Raw genomic sequence first — 19796 nt, 5'->3', positions numbered from 1 at the left:
AGATCTCCTCAGGGTTGGGCCTCCATGCGCCCCGATCAGCAACCCCTTTCAGGGGCACCCCGCTGAACGTGTCGGCGCATGTGTGGATTCATAAAACGTAAAGGTCGGATGAACTGCGCTCCGCAGTTTGGTTTGCATGGAGCGCGGGCGCTTTATACCATAAACGGTCTTTCACAACAAACGCATAGCGCGGCCCGCCCAGCGAAACCGGCACCGGCCGAGGCGTTTTACCCCTGGACCCTCCCAAAGCATGCCCGTCATCATCAAGACCCCGGAAGAAATCGAGAAAATGCGTCTGGCCGGCCGCTGTGCCGCCGAGGTCCTGGACATGATCGCCCCCCACGTGCAGGTGGGCATCACGACCAGTGAACTGGACCGGCTCTGCCACGAACACATCACCCAGGTGCAGAAGGCCGTCCCCGCCCCGTTGAACTACCGCGGCTTTCCCCGGTCCATCTGCACATCGATCAACCACCAGGTCTGCCATGGCATTCCCGGTGACCGCCGCCTCAAGGACGGCGACATCATCAATATCGACATCACCGTGATCCGCAACGGTTACCACGGGGACACCAGCCGCATGTTCATCGTCGGCAAACCCTCCGTTCAGGCCCAGCGGGTGGTGGATGTGGCCCATGAAGCCCTGTGGCGCGGCATCGCCATGGTGGCGCCGGGCATCCGCCTGGGCGACATCGGCCATGCCATCCAGACCTTTGTAGAGGGAGAGCGCTTCAGCGTGGTGCGTGAATACTGTGGTCACGGCATCGGCCGGGAGTTCCACGAAGATCCCCAGGTGCTGCACTTCGGACGCCCCGGCGAAGGGGTGGAACTCAAACCCGGCATGACCTTCACCATCGAACCCATGGTCAACGTGGGCAAGCGTCATACCCGCCTCCTGGCCGACGGCTGGACCGTCGTCACCAAGGACCACAGCCTGTCCGCCCAGTGGGAGCACACCCTCCTCGTGACCGAAGACGGTCATGAGGTCCTCACCCTGCGCCGGGACGAGACCCCACTTCGCTGAGCCGATCTGCATGAGCCCCTTGATCCCCCTGCCGGACCATATCGCCCACCGCCTGGGCTGGGAGGCGGCATACCAGACCCTGCGCCCTCGGCAACCGCCGGACCGTCAGCACTATGCGGCCCTGGTCACCCGGATCCGCAAGGACCTGGAAACTGCCTTCACGGACGGGGTTGACGTCACCGACCTGGTTCATGCCCGCGCGGCTGCCATGGATCGCCTGCTGGTGGCGGCCTGGGAAGCCCTGTCGCTGCACCGGCAAACCGGCCTGGGCCTGGTGGCCGTAGGCGGCTACGGCCGGGGCGAGCTTCACCCCGGCTCGGACATCGATATCCTGGTGCTCTTCGATACGCCCCTGAATCAGGAACAGGAAGAGCGGATCGGGCAGTTCCTCACCTTCTTGTGGGATATCGGCCTGGAAGTGGGGCACAGCGTGCGCACCCTGGATGACTGCACCCGGGAAGCCGCCCGGGACATCACCGTCGCCACCAACCTGCTGGAGTCACGCCCCCTGCTGATGCCGGCAGGCCGGTTCGAGGCCCTACGGCAGCGGATCGCCCCGGAGCGCATGTGGAACAGCCGCGCGTTCTTCGCCGCCAAGCTGACGGAACAGGAGGCCCGGCACCAGCGCTTCGGCGAAACCGCCTATCGCCTGGAACCCAACCTCAAGGAAGGCCCCGGCGGCCTGCGGGACATCCAGATGATCGGCTGGGTGACCCAGCGCCACTTCGGCGCCAGCGCCCTGGAAGAACTGGTCTCCCATGGCTTTCTCACCGAAGCGGAATGTCACGATCTGGTGGCCGGACAGAGCTGTCTGTGGCGGGTGCGCTTTGCCCTGCACATGCTCAGCGGCCGCAAGGAAGACCGTCTGCTGTTTGATTTTCAGCGCCGCCTTGCCAACCTGCTGGGCTTCACCGACCAGGACCACAATCTGGCCGTGGAGCAGTTCATGCAGCAGTATTTCCGCACGGTGATGGGGCTGGAACGTCTGAATGAAATGCTGCTGCAGCACTTCAGCGAGGCCATCCTGCTGGAGGACCATAGTGACGAGGTGGTACCCATCAATCGCCGCTTTCAGGCCCGGCGAGGCTTTCTGGAGATCACCCACCCGCAGGTCTTCCGCCAGTACCCCCCGGCCCTGCTGGAGACCTTCCTGCTGTTGCAGCAACACCCGGAACTCAAGGGCATCCGGGCGTCCACCATCCGCGAGATCCGCGCCCAGCGCCATCTGATCGACGATGACTTTCGCCACAACCTCGCCTGCCGCACCCTGTTCATGGAAATCCTGCGCCAGCCCCATGGAGTCACCCGGCAGTTGCGGCGAATGAACCGCTACGGGGTACTGGCCGCCTATCTGCCCGCCTTCGGCATGATCGTGGGCCGGATGCAGTACGATCTGTTCCACATCTATACCGTGGATGAACACATTCTGGGGGTGATCCGTAACCTCAGGCGGTTCGCCGCGCCCGAGCATGAGAGCGAACTGCCCGAATGCGCGCGGATCTTTCGCCAGATTCCCAAACCCGAACTGCTCTATCTGGCGGGACTCTTTCATGACATCGCCAAAGGGCGCGACGGTGATCATTCCGAACTGGGTGCCGACGAGGCACACGCCTTCTGCCTGCATCATGGCCTGGCGGTCCATGACGCCAACCTGGTGGCATGGCTGGTGAAGGCCCATCTACTCATGTCCCTGACCGCGCAGCGGCGCGACATCTCCGATCCGGCGGTGGTGATGGAATTCGCCGGCCAGGTGGGTAACAGCATGCGTCTGAACCACCTCTACCTGCTGACCGTGGCGGACATCCAGGGCACCAATCCACAACTGTGGAATTCCTGGAAAAGCTCGCTGATCTCCAACCTCTACGCCTCCACCCAGCGCATGCTGCGTCGCGGCCTGGACAACCCGCCGGGGCAGGACGAACTGGTGGGCGAGGTACAGACCCATGCCCTGGAGCTGCTCAAGGCCCAGGGACTGGAAGCGTCCGACTGCCTGCGGATCTGGGGTCATTTCGATGCAGAATACTTTCTGCGCCATTCCGCCGACGAGATCGCCTGGCATACCCGCGCCATCCATGAGGTGGATGAAACGGACCTGCCCCTGGTCCTGGTGCGCCAGGAAACCGCCCGCGGCAGTACCGAGATATTCCTCTACACCCGGGATCACCCCCATCTCTTTGCCCTGACCGCCACCGCCCTGACCCAGCTGGGGCTGGACATCGTGGACGCCAGAATCATCACCACCCGTACCGATCGCACCCTGGACACCTTCCTGGTACTGGAAGATACCGGCCAGCCCATCGCCAGCGCATTCCGGGTCCAGGAGATCGGCCGACTGCTCAGGGAAAGACTCAATGACCCGGACAAACGCCCCGGGGTCATCCGGCGCACCACCCCCCGCCGGCTCAAGCATTTCGACGTGGCCACCCAGGTCAGTTTCGCCCCCCAGCCCCACCACAACCGCACGGTGCTGTCCATTTCCACCGCTGACCGGCCGGGTCTGCTGTCACGGATCGGCATCGCCCTCATGGACTGCGGCGTCAAGGTCTACAATGCCAAGATCGCCACCGCCGGGGAACAGGCCGATGACGTATTCTATGTCACCGACCTGGATGACCAGCCCATCCAGGACCCGGAACGCCAGCAACGGATCGCGCAGCGCCTACGGGAGGCGCTGCAGGATCCGGCCGCCGCCCAGACTGCATGACGCCCGGCCGGACCGTGCCGGAATGGCGTATACTGTCGCGCCGTTTAACAGACCATCGACGACACGGCCCTGATGAACCCCGATCTGGATCGACTGCAACCCTACCCTTTCCAGAAGCTGGCCGCCCTCAAGCAGGGGGTGACGCCGCCGGCCGGACTCGGGCACATCGCCCTGTCCATCGGCGAGCCCCGGCACGCGGCGCCCGCCGTGGCCCGGGATGCCCTCATCGACCATCTGGATGGTCTGTCGGGTTATCCCCTCACCCGGGGTGAGGATGCCCTGCGCGAGGCCATCGCCGGCTGGGCCGACCGTCGTTTCGATCTCCCCGAAGGTCTGCTCGACCCGCATCGGCATATCCTGCCCGTGAACGGCACCCGGGAGGCGCTGTTTGCCCTGGCCCAGTGCGTGGTGGATCGCGGCAGGCAGCCGGCGGACGTCTTCATGCCCAACCCGTTCTACCAGATCTATGAAGGGGCCGCCCTGCTGGCCGGTGCCAGACCCCGCTTCATGGACCTGTTGCCGGAGAACGGCTTTCTCCCGGACCTGGATCGCATCACCCCCGCGGAATGGGACCGCTGCCAACTCCTGTACCTCTGCAGCCCGGGCAATCCCGGTGGCAGCGTCATGCCGGAGGACTACCTGGCCCGAGTACTGGAACTGGCCCATCGCCATGACTTCATCATCGCCGCGGACGAGTGCTATTCCGAGATCTATTTCAACGACCAGCCGCCACCGCCGGGCCTGTTGGGAGTAGCGGCCCGTCGGGGATACCGGGACTTTGCCCGAGTGGTGGTCTTCCACAGCCTGTCCAAGCGCTCCAATCTACCGGGGCTGCGCTCGGGCTTCGTCGCTGGTGACGCCGGCATCATGGCGGCCTTTCATCAGTACCGGACCTATCATGGCTGCAGCATGGCGCCGCCCACCCAGGCCGCCAGCATCGCCGCCTGGAATGACGAGGCCCACGTGCAGGCAAACCGGGACCTCTACGGCCGCAAGTTTGACGCGGTCCTTGAGATCCTGGGAGATGTCCTGCCCGTGAGCCGCCCCGATGCGGGGTTCTATCTATGGCCGGAAGTCCCGATGGATGACGAGCACTTCGCACGCGAACTCTTTGTCCGCCAAAACATCACCGTCCTGCCCGGTAGTTACCTGTCCAGGGAGACCGCTGCCGGCAACCCCGGTCGCAACCGGGTGCGCATGGCCCTGGTGGCGCCGTTGGCGGAATGCGTGGAAGCCGCGGAGCGCATCCGGGCGTTGCTGGCGGATCACTGAACCTGCCGCTCTGCGGCCTATAATTACCCTCATCACACCGTATCAGCGGAGTTTTTCCATGACCGACATCCAGACCCTCATCGAAGACGCTTTTGAAAGACGCGTCGAGATCAACCCACGCAATGCCGACACCCGCCTCAAAGATGCGGTAATGGAGGCCATCGACATGCTGGACCGGGGTTCCGCCCGGGTGGCCGAAAAGCGTGACGGTCAGTGGGTGGTGAACGAATGGCTGAAGAAGGCGGTACTGCTGTCCTTCCGCATCAATGACAACCAGGTTATGAAGGGGGGGTTCACCCACTATTACGACAAGGTGGACGCCAAGTGGGCCGACAGTAATTCCCGTGAACTGCGGGAAAGCGGCGTGCGCATCGTGCCGCCGGCCACCGCCCGGCGCGGGGCCTACATCGCACCCGGCGTGGTGCTGATGCCCTCCTACGTGAACATCGGCGCCTATGTGGATGCCGGCACCATGGTGGATACCTGGGCCACCGTGGGCTCCTGCGCCCAGATCGGCAAGAACGTCCACCTGTCCGGCGGCGTGGGCATCGGCGGTGTACTCGAACCCCTGCAGGCCTCCCCCACCATCATCGAGGACAACTGCTTCATCGGCGCCCGTTCCGAAGTGGTGGAAGGGGTGGTCGTAGAGGAAGGCTCGGTGATCTCCATGGGGGTCTACATCGGCCAGAGCACCCGCATCTACGACCGGGAGAAGGACGAAGTGACCTACGGCCGCATCCCCGCCGGCTCGGTGGTGGTGTCCGGCAACCTGCCGTCCAAGGACGGCAAGTACAGCCTCTACTGCGCCGTGATCGTGAAGCGGGTGGATGAAAAGACCCGCTCCAAGGTGGGCATCAACGAACTGCTGCGGGACATCTGATCCGGGCCGGCATCAGGACGGGTCCGACGGCGGGGACTCCCGTTCCCGCCGTCGCGCCGCCAGGGCGCGGCGCACCGACAGGACCTGCCAGCCGCACAGGCCCAGCAGCACGGCGGCCGTCAGCAGTCCCTTGCCCAGGACCAGGGTGGTGGTATCGATCATGGCGGCACTGCCTCCGTTGTTCAGGCCCGGACAAACAGTGCCATGGACTCCACATGGGCCGTGTGGGGAAACATGTCCATGACACCAGCGGCCATCAGACGATACCCGTGCCGATGGACCAGCTCACCCGCGTCCCGCGCCAGAGTGGCCGGGTTGCAGGAGACATAGACCATCCGCTCGGCGCCCAGACGGGCCAGCGGTGCGAGCACCTCGCGGGCACCGGAACGGGGTGGATCCAGCAGCACCCGATCCACCGGACCATCCAGCCAGGGGGCATTGCTCAGGTCCCCGGCCAGATCGGCGGCATGGTAACGGGTATGGTCGATACCGTTTTCGACCGCATTAAGCCGGGCCCGTTCCACCATGGCCGCATCCCCTTCCACGCCGATGACTTCCCGGGCCAGCCCCGCCAGAGGCAGGGTGAAATTGCCCAGACCACAGAACAGGTCCAGCACCCGGTGTGCCGGTGCCACCTCCAGAAGTGACAATGCCCGTGGCACCATGGTCCGATTGATGGGGGTGTTTACCTGGAAGAAATCCACGGGGGCGAACGGCACCCGGGTGCCGTACCCAGGATGGCCATAGGTCAGCACCGGGGGTGACGCCGGCCAGAGCGGGGTGATGGTTTCAGGCCCCCCCGGCTGCAACCAGACCTGCAGCCCCGTCTCCTTTCCGAAGTCGGTCAGGATCTCCTGATCACCCAGGCTCAGTGGATCCAGATTGCGGAACACCAGGGCCACCTGATCGGCGTCATCCACGGCCACCTCGATCTGGGGAATGCGGTCCCGTGCCTGCAGCCGTCCCATCAGTTCGCGCAACACCAAAATCCGATGCCCCACCGCCGGGTGCAGCACCTCGCAGGTGGTCAGCTCCGTCAGATAGGGGCTGCCCTTTTCCCGAAAGCCCACCAGTACGCCCCCTTTCTTGGGTACGTGCTTCACCCCCAGCCGGGCCTTGCGACGATAGCCCCAGACCGGGCCGGTAATGGGGGGCAGGATCTCTGCGGGGCTCACATCACCGATGTGCCGCAGATCATCCAGCAGGACCTGCTGTTTGGCCCGCACCTGGGCCGCCGGATCCATGTGCTGCAGGGCACAGCCACCGCAGAGGCCGAAATGGGGACAACGGGGTTCGACCCGGTCCGGCGAGGGTTCCAGTACAGCCTCCACCCGACCCTCGTCATAGCGGCGATGCTGTTTGTGATACCGGAAGGTGACACGCTCTCCGGACAGGGCACCATCGATGAAGACGGCCTTGCCCTCAATGCGGGCAACACCTCGCCCCTCGTGGGTGATGGTGTCGATACGGGTCTGGACTGCCTCCTGGGGCAGTCGGGATCGGCGTCTGGAGCTCATGGATGGATTTGACTTGATCGATTCAGGTGGAGGAAGCGCCCTGCCAGGCCGCCAGAAACTCATGCAGATGAGGCTCGGATGCGGTTGTCAGCATGTCGGTCAGACGGGCCTGTTCGCGCGCCAGCCCTTCCGGGCTCAGGCGACCGCGCAGATGCTCGAAGCGCAGATAAACCAGATAGGTATTGAGGACATCCGTCTCGCAGTAATGGCGGATGCCCTGGATATCGCCGGCCAGCCAGGCATCCCAGACGTGGGCGCCGCTCATGCCCATCTTGCCGGGAAAGCCCAGCAAAGTGGCCACCTCGTCCAGGGGGGCATTGGCCCGCATCTGGAAGCCCGCCAGCACATCCATCAGATCCAGGTGGCGCCAGTGGTAACGGGAGAGATAATTGTTGTAACGAAAATTGCGATCATCATCGCCGGTATCCCAGTAGCGGGGGGCCGACACCCCATGCAGCAGGCCGCGGTAATGAAGCACCGGCAGATCGAAACCACCGCCGTTCCAGGTCACCAGGGTGGGCGCATAGCGCTCGATGCCTTCGAAAAAGCGCCTGACCAGCTCGGCCTCGTCGGACTCCGGCCCGCCCAGGGACCAGACCTTGAGGTGATCCCGGGTGGCGAGCACCACGGAGATGGCCACCACCCGATGCAGGTGATGGGCGAGGAATTCACTCCCGGTCTTCTGCAGCCGCAGCTGGAACATCGCCTTGGCGGCCTCGGCATCCCCCAGGCCTTCCAGACCCAGGAGCCGGCGCCCCCCTGCCACATCGGGAATGGTCTCGATGTCGAAGACCATGACCGGCTCGGACAGCGCGACACTCATGCCGGATAGACCCCGGTGGAGATGTAGCGGTCCCCCCGGTCGCAGATGATGGCGACGATCACCGCATTCTCCAGACCGGCCGACAGACGCAGGGCCGCGGCTACAGCTCCGCCGGAGGAGACACCGGCGAAGATGCCCTCCTCCGTGGCCAGGCGACGCATGGTGTCTTCCGCCTCGACCTGATCGACGTCCAGCACCGTATCCACCCGGGCGGGATCAAAGATCCTGGGCAGATAGGCCTCCGGCCAGCGCCGGATGCCGGGGATGGCAGCACCTTCCGCCGGTTGCACACCGACGATCCGCACCCCGGGATCCTGTTCCTTGAGATAGCGAGAGACCCCCATGATGGTGCCGGTGGTCCCCATGGCGCTGACGAAATGGGTCACACGGCCCTGGGTATCGCGCCAGATCTCAGGCCCGGTGGTTTCATAGTGGGCCTGGGGATTGTCCGGGTTGGCAAACTGGTCCAGCACCCGCCCCTTGCCCTCGGCCTGCATCTGCTGGGCCAGGTCGCGGGCGCCCTCCATGCCCTCATCCTTGCTGACCAGGACGATTTGTGCTCCAAAGGCCTTCATGGCGGCCCGGCGTTCCGCACTCATGTTCGCCGGCATGATGAGGATCATGGGATACCCCTTGATCGCTGCCGCCATGGCCAGGGCGATACCCGTGTTGCCGCTGGTGGCCTCGATCAGGGTATCGCCGGGGCGAATGTCACCTCGGGCTTCGGCCCGTTGTATCATGTGCAGGGCCGGACGATCCTTGACGGAGCCGGCCGGGTTATTCCCTTCCAGCTTGGCGAGAATGGTATTGGTGGTCTGCCCTGGCAGACGTTGCAGACGGATCAGGGGCGTATTGCCTACGAAAGATTCCAGGGTTGGATAATTCATGCAGAAACAACCTCACGAGACGGACCCCATTATAAACACGCTGTCCCTGCAGTTAGAAACACGCCGACGTGATTCTGGAACCCGGACGGCGACCGTTGACGCTTCAAGCACCCACGCGCATGTTGCCACTGCACGGAACCCTGCTGCCGACGGGCTCGATCCCGCTCCGAATCTGCCGCACCCATGACAAGGATTGCCCCGCTTCACACACTGTTGACGATGACCCTGCTGGCCGGGCTGATGCTTTGCACGCCCCGCCTCCATGCCATGGATGTTTTTCAGGAAGGACTCCCCCGCCTCCTTTTTGTAGCCAGCCAGGACAACGAAATCCACCAGCGCGCCTACGAGCCCCTGCGCCGCGGCCTGGCCCATCCTTCGCCCCTGTTCATCTCTGTCGGTGCACCCGATGCAGGACACTGGATGCGCCATTTCGACTGTGCGCAATGTCTGATCATCACCTCAGGCACGGCGGCCCTCCAGTTGGTCAGCGACTCGACGCGCCAGGCGCGGGTGCTGAGCATCATGATCCCCATGGAAAGCCATGAACGCCTGCTCCGCTCCGCAACGGACCAGGCACGTTTTGCAGCCCTGTTCATGGACATTCCGCTGGACAAGAGAATGCAGATCGCCAGCCGCCATGTACCGGCTTTCAGGCGTTTTGGTGTGGTGAAAAGCCCCCCCCAGGGCCGTGCACCGAGCGACCCGTTGCCACCGAGCCTGCGTCTTTTCATCAAAGGATCCAATCAGAATCTGCTGGACGTTTTCGTTCAGGCGGCCAGGCACTCCGACGCCATACTCACCCTGCCGGACCGCGAAATCTACAATTCCAGGACCATCGTCAGCATCATGATGACGACCTACCGGCTGGGAACGCCGCTGATCGGTCATTCGGAGGCACTGCATCGCGCCGGCGCCCTGATCTCCATCTACGCCGATCCTCAGATGCTCGGCGAAGAAGCCCTGACCCTGCTTCGCACCGGCGACATCAAAGACTGGCAGACACTGCGACGTCATACCGAGCGCTACCAGGTGTCCATCAACCATCAGGTGGCCCGCTCTCTGCGCATCACCGTGGAGACGCCGTGATGCAATGGCGCATCCGCCACCGCGTATTGGCCCTGTCGCTGCTGCCCACCCTGCTGGTTGCCGTGGTACTGACCACCTATTGGGGCAGTGTCAAGGTGCTGGAACTGGAAGGGCAGATTCAGGAACGCGGCGAAACCCTGGTGGCCTTCCTCGGACCCGCCGCCGAGTATGGGATCATCTCCGGCAACCAGCCCTATCTGGACGCCATTACCGCCAAGGCCAAGTCGCAGCCGGATGTGTCGAGTATCGTCATCCAGGACCATCAGGGCCACCCGATCTACACATACCGGAATCAGCAACAACCGGCAGATATCCCTCGCTGGCAATACCACATGGCGACCCGCCTGTTCCCGGAAAAAACCAGCCTTTTCCATCAAAATATCCTGCTGAGCGCGCTGGACCTGCAGGATCTGCCGTTGCCGGAGGGAGAAACTTCGCAGGCCCAGGACCCCCGCCTGATCGGCAGCGTACAGATCAGCCTGAGCAACCTGCCCACCAGCATCCAGCAGTTCCAGTGGATGCTGCAGAGCATCGCACTGATCGCTGCGGTGGTGATCGGCATATTGATCATCATTCCCCACTGGAGCCTGTCACTGTCGCGTCCACTGGAAAAGGTGGCCGCCACCGTCGCCAGGATTCAGCGGGGTGATCTGGCGTCCCGGAGCCGCGCCCGGGTGGGCGGTGAGATCGGGGTACTGCAAAGGGGCGTCAACAACATGGCGGAGAGCATCGAACGCTCCCACCAGCTGATGATTGAGCGCATCAATGCCGCCACTGTCAGCCTGCAAGACAAACTGGCGCTCATTGACGAGAAGAATCAGGCCCTCGTTCAGGCCCAGGAAGATGCAGAACTCATCAACCGGCGCAAGACCCAGTTCCTGGCCAGCATCAGCCATGAACTGCGTACGCCCCTGAGTGCCATCAAGGGTTATTCCGAGCTGTTGTGCCAGCACGGCAATCTGGATGAACAGGAACGCCACTGGGTCAATATTATCGAAGATGCCAGCCGGGACAGCCTGAAACTGGTCAACGACCTGCTGGACATCTCCCGCATCGAGGCGGGTACCGTGGCCATCCACCACACCCGTTTTGATCTCAGGCAAATGGTGCAGGAGGTCATCGGCCTCTGTCGCAAGGGTTCAGGAAGGCAGAATGTAGACATCACACTGCTCATGCATCCGGCCACCCCGGGCTGGATCAACAGTGACCCGTTGCGCATCAAGCAACTGCTGACCAACGTACTCACCAACGCCGTCAAGTTCACCAGCAACAGCCATGTCATCCTGCGCGTCGGCCCCCATCCGGATGAGCCGGGAGTCCTGTCACTGTCGGTGGAGGATTTCGGGCCGGGCATCGAGAATGAGTACCTGGGACAGATTTTCGAGCCGTTCTATCAGATCCGTCGGGAAGAGAATGCCCTGCAGGTAGGCTCCGGTCTGGGCTTGAGCATTGCCCGCGGCCTGGTGAGTATTCTCAAGGGGGAGTTGGTGGTGGAGAGCGAACCGGGCGAGGGCTGCATCTTTCATCTGCACCTCCCGATCATCTCCGGGCCGGTCCAGCACCCCGAGGTCGTGGCCGATCACGGCCCGGAGCGGATCATCCTGCTCATTGATGATGCCGAAGTACGCTTCATTGCCGAGAGCTGCCTGGAAACGCTGGGTGTGACGTCCGAGAACGTGCTGCGGGGCACCGCCTTTCTCAAAGGGCTGGAAAGCCGGCGGGGCACCATCGGTCTGATCTGGCTTCGCCAACCCTACCAGGAATTGATCGAAACCCTCCTGCGGCACCAGCATGTGGCCAGGCGGGTGATCATGACGGCATTCGGCACCATTCCAGAGCCCCAGCTCCAGCAGCTCAGGCGCCAGGGCGTCCTGTTGATCCCGCCCTACCTCAGCCTGGACATGCTCCACGGCCACCTGAAACGGCGCTTGCGGGCAGGACTTGATCCCGAACCCGCGGAAACCGCGCCTGCCAAACCGCAGAATGAGCAACTCTCCGGACTTCGCGTGCTGGTGGCCGATGACAATGCCACCAACCGGCGGCTGCTGTGTGAGTTCGTCACCAATTGCGGCGCTCAGGTGGATGAAGCCGAGAACGGGGAGCAAGCCCTCTATCGTTATCGGGCGGACCATCATGACCTGATCCTGATGGACATGCATATGCCGGTGATGGACGGGGTCACGGCGCTCAAGGAAATTCGCCGGGAAGATCCCGGCGCCAGAATCATTGTGGTCACCGCCGATGCCCGGCAATCAGTACACAAGAGCCTCATGGCCGACGGCTTTGACCACATACTGACGAAACCGGCCTCCCAGGACGATGTCATCAACTGCCTGACCCGATTCCCCCGTGATCTGCAGGCGCGTCAAACACTGCCTCCACCCGACAGTGAGGAAAAACTCCATGATCCGGAACGCGCCTTGCGCATGGCCGGTGACTCCGCCGAACTGGCCAATGAACTGGCGACCCTCCTGTTCAGGGATCTGAAGCGGGCACGCCGTCAGCTCGGCGACAGCGGCCTCAAACGGCAGGTGCTGCTCAAGCTGGCCCATCAGCTCAAAGGGGCTTCCCGTTACTGTGCCACGCCCAGACTGGAAACCGCGGCCAGCGCTCTGGAAAGCGCCCTGCGCGACGGACAGGAAACCGCCATCCCCAGGCTCCGGCTGTCACTGCTCAAGGAGGTGGAGGATCTGCTCTCGCTGGAAGAAGAGATCCTCAGCCCGCCATAACCACGAACGCCAAGGCGTACTCCCGCTCGTCGGACAGGCTGATCTGGATATCCCGAACCCCGAGCCGTTCCGCGGTGAGCGCTGCAGGTCCGGACAGGACCAACAGAGGACGCCCCCGCTCGTCATGATCCACGCAGGCATCCTCAAAGCGCATGTGGGCCCCAATTCCCACCCCCAGGGCCTTTGAGGCAGCCTCTTTGGCGGCGAACCGCCGCGCCAGATAGGCGGCGGGATGGGCCGAGCCTTCAAAACCGGCATATTCCCGAGGGTGCAGGATACGCCGCGCAAAGCGGTCACCATGGCGTTCCAGCATGGACGTGATACGCACGATGCTGGTGATGTCGGTGCCGATACCGATCAGCTGCATGTCCGTCCCGCGTCCATGGCGGCCCGCATCTGCGCCACCGCCTCGCGGATGCCGCAGAACAGGGCCTGAGCGATGATGGCATGACCGATATTGAGTTCATGGAGCTGCGGAATGGCAGCAACGGCCCCCACATTGTGGTAGTCAAGACCGTGCCCGGCATTGACCGTCAGACCGATATCCTGCCCATGGGCGGCTGCCTGGCGGATCCGGTCAAGCAGTGCTTCCCGTCTTGCCGGATCGGCCTCCGACGCATAGGCCCCGGTATGCAGTTCCACCACCGGGGCACCGATGCGTCTTGCCGCATCCAGATGGGCCGGATCCGGCTCCACGAACAGTGATACCTCAATGCCCGCCTCGATCAAGCCCGCGCAGTAGTCCCGCAGACGTGCTTCGTGGGTCAGCACATCGAGTCCGCCCTCCGTGGTAAGTTCCTGCCGACGTTCAGGCACCAGACAGCAGGCCCGGGGACGGATCTCCAGGGCAATGGCATGCATCTCCGCGGTGGAAGCCATTTCCAGGTTCATGGCGGTCTTGATCACGGAGTGCAAACCGTAGACATCCGCATCCTGGATATGACGCCGATCCTCGCGCAGATGCAGGGTGATGATATCGGCGCCGGCGGCCTCAATCAGGCGCACCGCCTCGGCCAGATCAGGATAGACGGTGTGACGCTGCTGGCGGATGGTGGCGATGTGATCGATGTTGACGCCCAGGCGCAGGTGGGGAAGGACTGAAGTCATGGTGAAGCATCCGATCGCCCGCGGGCGAAGAGTTGACGTGACATGATGGGTTTTCCATCCAGATGATAATCCAGCAGCCCGCGCAGCAGGCGCTTGGCCTGGCGGCGATGGGCCACCGTATCCAGCCGATCCGTGAGCAGGGCCGCCAGGGCCTCCCCCTGGATGGTCTGGGGAGACGCCGGGGTGTCGTGGGGATTGGCCCGCCGCACTCCCGACCGGGGATCGACCCGGTAGAGTTGCTGCGGTTCCAGGGCCTCGGCTGCCACGAACTCCAGCCCTTCCCCCAGCAACTTGAGCAGCGCCAGCTCATAACGCCGCAGCACCGGTTCCAGGGCCTGGGCCGGATCACTCAGGTCGGACAGGGTCCGCGCGTAGGCGGCCAGAAACTCCGGTTGCGGAATCCGCCGGGGCAACAGCTTCACCGCCAACTCATTGACATACAGGCCGCAGACCGCGCGGTTGCCAGCCAGGGACACGCCGCCCAGATCTTCCCAGCGCGTGAGGGTGGGGAGTTCACCGCGGCCGCGCCAGGCCGCTTCCAGGGGCACAAACAGAGGCGGCCGGCGGCCGCGTTCGCGCACGCCGCGCAGGACCGCCCCCATCCGCCCCTCCGCGGCCGTCAGCAGTTCCAGCAGCAGGCTGGTCTCCCGGTACGGGCGCGCATGCAGCACGTAGGCGAGGGTGCCGGTTGTCGTCACGGCTCCACATCGATCCCCATGCGGCGGATGCCGTCGATATCGCCCTGCCAGCCCTCTCGCAATTTCACCCAAAGCTTGAGCATCACCTTGCGCTGGAGCAAGTCCTCCAGTTCATGCCTGGCACCGGTGCCCACGGCCTTGATCATGCGGCCGCCCTTGCCGACGACGATGGACTTCTGGCTGTCCCGTTCCACCCAGATCACCGCCCCGATATGAATCGCGGTGCCGGTGTCTTCCCAGGTTTCCACATCCACCGAGGTGGCGTAGGGAACTTCCTGACCCAGGCGCTCCAGCAACTGCTCGCGGATCACTTCCGAGACCCGGAAACGTTGGCTACGATCGGTGATCTCATCGTCAGGGAATAGATGCGGCCCTTCCGGCAGCAGCGCGATGAGGGTATCCACCAGCGGGTTCACGTTCACCCCGCGCAGGGCGGACAGGGGTACGACATCATGGAAATCCAGCTTGCCGCGCACCTGGTCGATGAACGGCAGCAAGGTGTCCTTGTCCTTGAGCCTGTCCACCTTGTTGATCACCAGCACCACGGGGCGACGGCTGCCGGCCAACCAGCCGGCCAGCTGCTCGTCCCCGGGCTCCCAGCGACCGGCTTCGATCACGAACACCACTGCATCTACATCGTCCAGGGTGGCACGGGCGGTCCGGTTGAGCACCTTGCCCAACAGTTTCGGCGTGGACGGGTCCACCCCGGGGGTGTCCACCAGCACCAGCTGATCCGCACCCCGGGTGACCATGCCGCGAATGCGGTGCCGGGTGGTCTGAGGCTTGCGGCTGGCCGCCGCGATCTTCTCTCCCACCAGTTGATTGAGCAGGGTGGACTTGCCCACATTGGGGCGACCAACAATGGCCACATAACCGCAGCGGGAGGGCGTCTCGTCCGCTGCCATGGTTTCGGATTCTTCAACCAAACTGCTGTTCCTCGGTATGGGTCAGTGCCTCGAAGGCCTTGACCGCAGCGGCCTGCTCGGCCCGGCGACGGCTACTGCCTTCCCCGATTACCGAGATGTTGCGGGACTTGATATGGCAGGCCGCCTTGAAATGCTGATCATGGGGCTTGCCGGTGACTTCCAGCACTTGGTAGCTGGGGATATCCAGATTCTTGCGCTGCAACCATTCCTGCAGCCGGGTCTTGGGGTCCTTGAGGGACTCAGCACTGGGCAGGGTCGCAAACCGGCGGGCGTACAGACGCACCACAAAATCACGGGTGGTGACAAAGTCCGTGGACAGGTAAACGGCACCGATGACGGCTTCCAGCGCATCCGCCAGGATGGAATCCCGCCGGTGGCCGCCGCTCTTTCGCTCCCCGTCCCCCAGACTGAGCAGGGTGCCCATACCCTGGTCACGGGCGATCTGCGCCAGGCTGTCCTGGTTCACCAACGCGGCCCGCAGTCGGCTCAATTCGCCTTCGGGGGCCTGCGGACGCAATGCAAAAAGATGCGCTGCAACGATGAAGTTCAGGGCACTGTCGCCCAGATACTCCAGACGCTCGTTGTGACACTGGCCGGCGCTGCGGTGGGTCAGCGCCTGCCGGAGCAGATCCGAACCCTGCAGTGATGCCGGCAGTAGTGCCTCCAACCCCTTTGCCGCCATGCCCTACTCCGACAGGGTGAAGCTGCGATCAAAACCGACCACGGCATCCACGTTGGCGATCATGGGCGTGCGTACCTCATAGCTGACCCGCAGGCTGCGTACACCGCCCTGCTCGACGATGGTCACATCATCACGGGTGACATGGGTCACGCCATTGATCTGGAAGCGGCGATCCATCTCACCCCAGAGCACGCGGATGTTCTTGCCGGCGGCACCGGACTCCGCAGAGACGTCCTTCATCACCGAAATCACCGTCATGTACTGGGTATAGACCGGAAAGAGCCGCAGCCCCACGGTCCCGATGACCACCAGCAGACCAACGATGACCAGAAAACCGATCAGACCGATCCCCGACTGTCTGTTCATGCGATTCATGATGAGCCCCCGTTGAAGGTATCTATTGTAGTGCCATCAGATTAGCTTGATTGGAACTGCCTGCGTAAATCACCACCAAGGGTAACACTGGACAAGTCGACCGCCGCCACTCACCGTCCTTCGTCACTCACCAATCTTTATTTCGTCACTTCCCTGTTCCATCACTTCCCTATTCCATCACTCCCGCCCCTATTCCGTCACTCCCGCGAAAGCGGGAGCCAAAATCCCCAGTCCGCGACTGGATTCCCGCCTTCGCGGGAATGACGATGATCGAGGCAAAACACGACCATCACCCCATGGATTCCCGCCTTCGCGGGAACGACGGGTTCAGGACATCCCTAGCGAATGCGGGTACCCAGGCGACTGAAATCCATTTCCCTGGCACCATGATCCCAATGCATCCAGATGAACAGCGCCTTGCCCACCAGGTTCGCCTCGGGCACGAAGCCCCAGAAACGGCTGTCATTGCTGTTGTCCCGGTTATCGCCCAGGGTGAAGTAATGCCCGGCGGGAACAGTGATCTCACCTTCCACCGAAGGCCGCTCCGGCCACAACAGGACCTGATGGGACACCCCGTTGATTCGCTCTTGCATGAGATGGGCGCCGGTCATCACGGCGCCGGAGCCACTGCCCTCGTAGCGTTCGCTGAAGACCTGCTCAACCGGCACATCATTGATATAGAGCTGCTTGCCGTAAAATGCCACCTTGTCGCCGGGCAGACCCACGATCCGCTTGATGTAGTCTTCCCGCGGGTTCTCGGGATACCGGAACACCGCCACATCCCCCCGCGCCGGCAGGCCCGTATCGATGACGCGGGTCCGCAGCACCGGCAGACGGATACCGTAGCTGTACTTGCTCACCAGGATGAAGTCTCCCACCAGCAGGGTGGGCATCATGGAGCCGGACGGAATGCGGAAGGGCTCGGCCACGAAGGCGCGCAGCACCAGCACGATCAGCAACACGGGAAAGAAGGAACGGGCATAGTCCACATACCAGGGCTCGGCCGGCACCATCGCCTCGCCGACGCCCCGGGCCCTGCGGGCCTTGCGCCACCAGACCAGATCGGCCAGCCAGATCAGGCCGGTCACCAGTGTTCCCAGGACCAGAATCAATTCCAGATCAAACGTCATGTGCCCTCCCCTGTCGGCACCCGAATCCTTTGCTCAAGCTTAATCCCATTCACTGATCAGTTTTTCTGATCCACCTGGAGCACCGCCAGGAAGGCCTCCTGAGGCACTTCCACACGTCCTATCTGCTTCATGCGCTTCTTGCCTGCCTTCTGCTTTTCCAACAGCTTGCGCTTGCGGCTGGCATCACCACCGTAACACTTGGCGGTCACGTTCTTGCGCAGGGCCTTGACCGTGGAACGGGCGATGACCTTGGAACCGATGGCGGCCTGAATCGCCACTTCGAACATCTGCCGGGGAATCAGTTGCGCCATGCGTTCGGTGAGATCCCGGCCCCGGTACTGGGCCTGATCACGGTGGGTGATCAGCGAGAGGGCGTCCACCCGGTCGCCGTTGATGAGCACGTCCAGCTTCACCAGCGGGGCCGCCTGGAAACGGGTCAGCACGTAGTCAAAAGAGGCATAGCCCCGGCTTACCGACTTCAGACGATCGAAGAAATCCAGCACCACTTCCGACATGGGCATGTCATAGCCCAAGGAGATCTGATTACCTACATACTGCATGCGGGTCTGCACCCCGCGCTTCTCGATGCACAGGGTGATCACCGCCCCCACGTAGTCCTGGGGCACCAGGATACTGGCATTGATGATGGGTTCGCGGATCTCCGCAACGGTATTCACCGGCGGCAGTTCCGCCGGATTATGGATGGACAACACCTCGCCGGCGGTGGTCTCCACCTGGTAGATCACCGTGGGCGCGGTGGTGATCAGGTCCAGGTCGTATTCCCGCTCCAGGCGCTCCTGGATGATCTCCATGTGCAGCATGCCCAGGAAACCGCAGCGGAAACCGAACCCCAGGGCCTGTGAGGTCTCCGGCTCGTACTGCAGGGAGGCATCATTGAGCTTCAGCTTATCCAGGGCCTCCCGCAGGTTGTTGTAGTCATCGGCGCTGACCGGAAAGATACCGGCGAACACCCGCGGCTGGACCTCTTTGAAGCCCGGCAGCGGCTTGTCGGCGGGACGGTCGGCACCGGTGAGGGTATCCCCCACCTTGGCGCCGGTGATGTCCTTGATGGTGGCGATAACAAAGCCCACCTGTCCCACACCCAGGGCCTCCCGCGGGGTGGGCTTGGGGGTGAAGACCCCCACCTGATCCACCAGGTGGGCGCGACCGGTGGACATGGCAACGATCTTCTGCTTGGGCCGAAGGGTGCCCTGCATCACCCGCACCAGGGCCACCACGCCCAGATAGTTGTCGAACCAGGAGTCGATGATCAGGGCCTGCAGGGGGGCATCCGGATCACCCTGAGGGGGCGGGATGCGGGCCACCAGGGCCTCCAGCAGATCAGGTACGCCGACGCCGGTCTTGGCGCTGACGTGCACCGCGTCCCGGGCCTCGATGCCGATGATCTCCTCGATCTCGTGGGCCACCCGCTCCGGTTCCGCGGCGGGCAGATCGATCTTGTTGAGCACCGGGACCACTTCCAGACCCTGGTCGATGGCCGTATAGCAGTTGGCCACGCTCTGCGCCTCCACGCCCTGGGAGGCATCCACCACCAGCAGGGCGCCCTCACAGGCGGACAGGGACCTTGACACCTCATAGGAAAAGTCCACGTGCCCGGGAGTATCGATGAAGTTGAGCTGATACTCCTGCCCATCCCGGGCGGTGTACATCAGGGACACACTGTGGGCCTTGATGGTGATGCCGCGCTCCTTCTCCAGATCCATGGAGTCGAGCACCTGCTCGGACATCTCCCGGTCCTCAAGCCCGCCGCAGACCTGGATGAAACGGTCTGCTAGGGTGGACTTGCCGTGGTCGATGTGGGCGATGATGGAGAAGTTTCTGATTCTGCTGATCTTGCAATCGCTGGATTGACTACTCATGGGGCCTGCTCGGAATATGGGGGACGCTGACGCACAGGGTCCCGCCATGTATCCACCGGGTTGATCAAGATTGGAC

General features: G+C 63.3%; 18 protein-coding genes. 6 read left to right on the top strand and 12 right to left on the bottom strand.

Annotated features, from left to right (window positions below):
• Positions 1 to 250 precede the first annotated feature (250 nt).
• The 4 genes from map to dapD all read left to right on the top strand — a co-directional run bounded on the left by map (position 251) and on the right by dapD (position 5880).
• Positions 251 to 1024: a type I methionyl aminopeptidase gene (gene map, locus LQ956_RS03975; protein ID WP_238621458.1), complete on the top strand. Its 774-nt coding sequence runs from the start codon at positions 251 to 253 to the stop codon at positions 1022 to 1024.
• A gap of 10 nt (positions 1025 to 1034) precedes the next feature.
• The gene (gene glnD / locus LQ956_RS03970) at positions 1035 to 3728 is read left to right on the top strand and encodes a [protein-PII] uridylyltransferase (RefSeq protein ID WP_238629525.1); all 2694 of its coding nucleotides are present in this window, start codon (positions 1035 to 1037) and stop codon (positions 3726 to 3728) included.
• 72 nt (positions 3729 to 3800) lie between these two features.
• On the top strand, positions 3801 to 5000 hold the full coding sequence (gene dapC, locus LQ956_RS03965) for a succinyldiaminopimelate transaminase (RefSeq protein WP_238621456.1): 1200 nt from the start codon (positions 3801 to 3803) through the stop codon (positions 4998 to 5000).
• Positions 5001 to 5058: 58 nt separating this feature from the next.
• On the top strand, positions 5059 to 5880 hold the full coding sequence (dapD, locus tag LQ956_RS03960; protein WP_238621455.1) for a 2,3,4,5-tetrahydropyridine-2,6-dicarboxylate N-succinyltransferase: 822 nt from the start codon (positions 5059 to 5061) through the stop codon (positions 5878 to 5880).
• Positions 5881 to 5892: 12 nt separating this feature from the next.
• Here the strand turns inward: dapD and LQ956_RS03955 are convergent, their stop codons facing one another.
• The 4 genes from LQ956_RS03955 to cysM are packed head-to-tail and all read right to left on the bottom strand — an operon-like array spanning position 5893 to position 9107.
• Positions 5893 to 6042, bottom strand: a complete 150-nt coding sequence (locus LQ956_RS03955; protein WP_238621454.1) for a hypothetical protein — start codon at positions 6040 to 6042, stop codon at positions 5893 to 5895.
• 20 nt (positions 6043 to 6062) lie between these two features.
• Complete coding sequence (gene rlmD / locus LQ956_RS03950) at positions 6063 to 7397, bottom strand: 23S rRNA (uracil(1939)-C(5))-methyltransferase RlmD (RefSeq protein WP_238621453.1); 1335 nt, start codon at positions 7395 to 7397, stop codon at positions 6063 to 6065.
• Between the two features lie 22 nt (positions 7398 to 7419).
• A complete protein-coding gene (locus LQ956_RS03945; RefSeq protein ID WP_238621452.1) occupies positions 7420 to 8220 on the bottom strand; it encodes a 3'-5' exonuclease in 801 nt (266 codons plus the stop codon).
• Positions 8217 to 9107 (bottom strand): cysteine synthase CysM, encoded by an 891-nt coding sequence (gene cysM, locus LQ956_RS03940; RefSeq protein ID WP_238629524.1) that lies wholly within the window; start codon positions 9105 to 9107, stop codon positions 8217 to 8219. Before cysM ends, LQ956_RS03945 begins: the two co-directional genes overlap by 4 nt.
• A 183-nt stretch (positions 9108 to 9290) precedes the next feature.
• On the opposite strand from cysM, the gene LQ956_RS03935 reads away from it, so the two are divergent.
• Positions 9291 to 10193, top strand: a complete 903-nt coding sequence (locus LQ956_RS03935; protein WP_238621450.1) for a hypothetical protein — start codon at positions 9291 to 9293, stop codon at positions 10191 to 10193.
• On the top strand, positions 10193 to 12922 hold the full coding sequence (locus LQ956_RS03930; RefSeq protein WP_238629523.1) for a response regulator: 2730 nt from the start codon (positions 10193 to 10195) through the stop codon (positions 12920 to 12922). The genes LQ956_RS03935 and LQ956_RS03930 overlap by 1 nt, the downstream gene beginning before the upstream one ends.
• Here LQ956_RS03930 and acpS read toward each other — a convergent pair.
• The 8 genes from acpS to lepA all read right to left on the bottom strand — a co-directional run bounded on the left by acpS (position 12909) and on the right by lepA (position 19720).
• On the bottom strand, positions 12909 to 13289 hold the full coding sequence (gene acpS, locus LQ956_RS03925; protein ID WP_238621909.1) for a holo-ACP synthase: 381 nt from the start codon (positions 13287 to 13289) through the stop codon (positions 12909 to 12911). The two genes, LQ956_RS03930 and acpS, sit on opposite strands and share 14 nt — an antisense overlap.
• Positions 13280 to 14029 carry a pyridoxine 5'-phosphate synthase gene (locus LQ956_RS03920; protein ID WP_238629522.1) on the bottom strand — a complete coding sequence of 250 codons (750 nt, stop codon included), beginning with the start codon at positions 14027 to 14029 and terminating at the stop codon, positions 13280 to 13282. Before LQ956_RS03920 ends, acpS begins: the two co-directional genes overlap by 10 nt.
• Positions 14026 to 14727, bottom strand: a complete 702-nt coding sequence (gene recO, locus LQ956_RS03915; RefSeq protein ID WP_238621911.1) for a DNA repair protein RecO — start codon at positions 14725 to 14727, stop codon at positions 14026 to 14028. Before recO ends, LQ956_RS03920 begins: the two co-directional genes overlap by 4 nt.
• Positions 14724 to 15632, bottom strand: a complete 909-nt coding sequence (gene era, locus LQ956_RS03910) for a GTPase Era (protein WP_430733395.1) — start codon at positions 15630 to 15632, stop codon at positions 14724 to 14726. The genes recO and era overlap by 4 nt, the downstream gene beginning before the upstream one ends.
• Positions 15633 to 15645: 13 nt before the next feature.
• Complete coding sequence (rnc, locus tag LQ956_RS03905; protein ID WP_238621913.1) at positions 15646 to 16335, bottom strand: ribonuclease III; 690 nt, start codon at positions 16333 to 16335, stop codon at positions 15646 to 15648.
• 3 nt (positions 16336 to 16338) lie between these two features.
• The gene (locus LQ956_RS03900; RefSeq protein ID WP_238621914.1) at positions 16339 to 16710 is read right to left on the bottom strand and encodes a DUF4845 domain-containing protein; all 372 of its coding nucleotides are present in this window, start codon (positions 16708 to 16710) and stop codon (positions 16339 to 16341) included.
• Between the two features lie 338 nt (positions 16711 to 17048).
• Positions 17049 to 17840: a signal peptidase I gene (lepB, locus tag LQ956_RS03895; protein WP_238621915.1), complete on the bottom strand. Its 792-nt coding sequence runs from the start codon at positions 17838 to 17840 to the stop codon at positions 17049 to 17051.
• 56 nt (positions 17841 to 17896) lie between these two features.
• Positions 17897 to 19720, bottom strand: coding sequence for a translation elongation factor 4 (lepA, locus tag LQ956_RS03890; protein ID WP_238621916.1), 1824 nt, complete (start codon positions 19718 to 19720; stop codon positions 17897 to 17899).
• Positions 19721 to 19796 lie beyond the last annotated feature (76 nt).

Source organism: Ectothiorhodospira lacustris (assembly GCF_022227845.1).
Lineage (GTDB): Bacteria > Pseudomonadota > Gammaproteobacteria > Ectothiorhodospirales > Ectothiorhodospiraceae > Ectothiorhodospira > Ectothiorhodospira lacustris.
The sequence above is the reverse complement of the archived record's forward strand: the minus strand, read 5'-3'. Positions and strand labels throughout refer to the sequence as shown.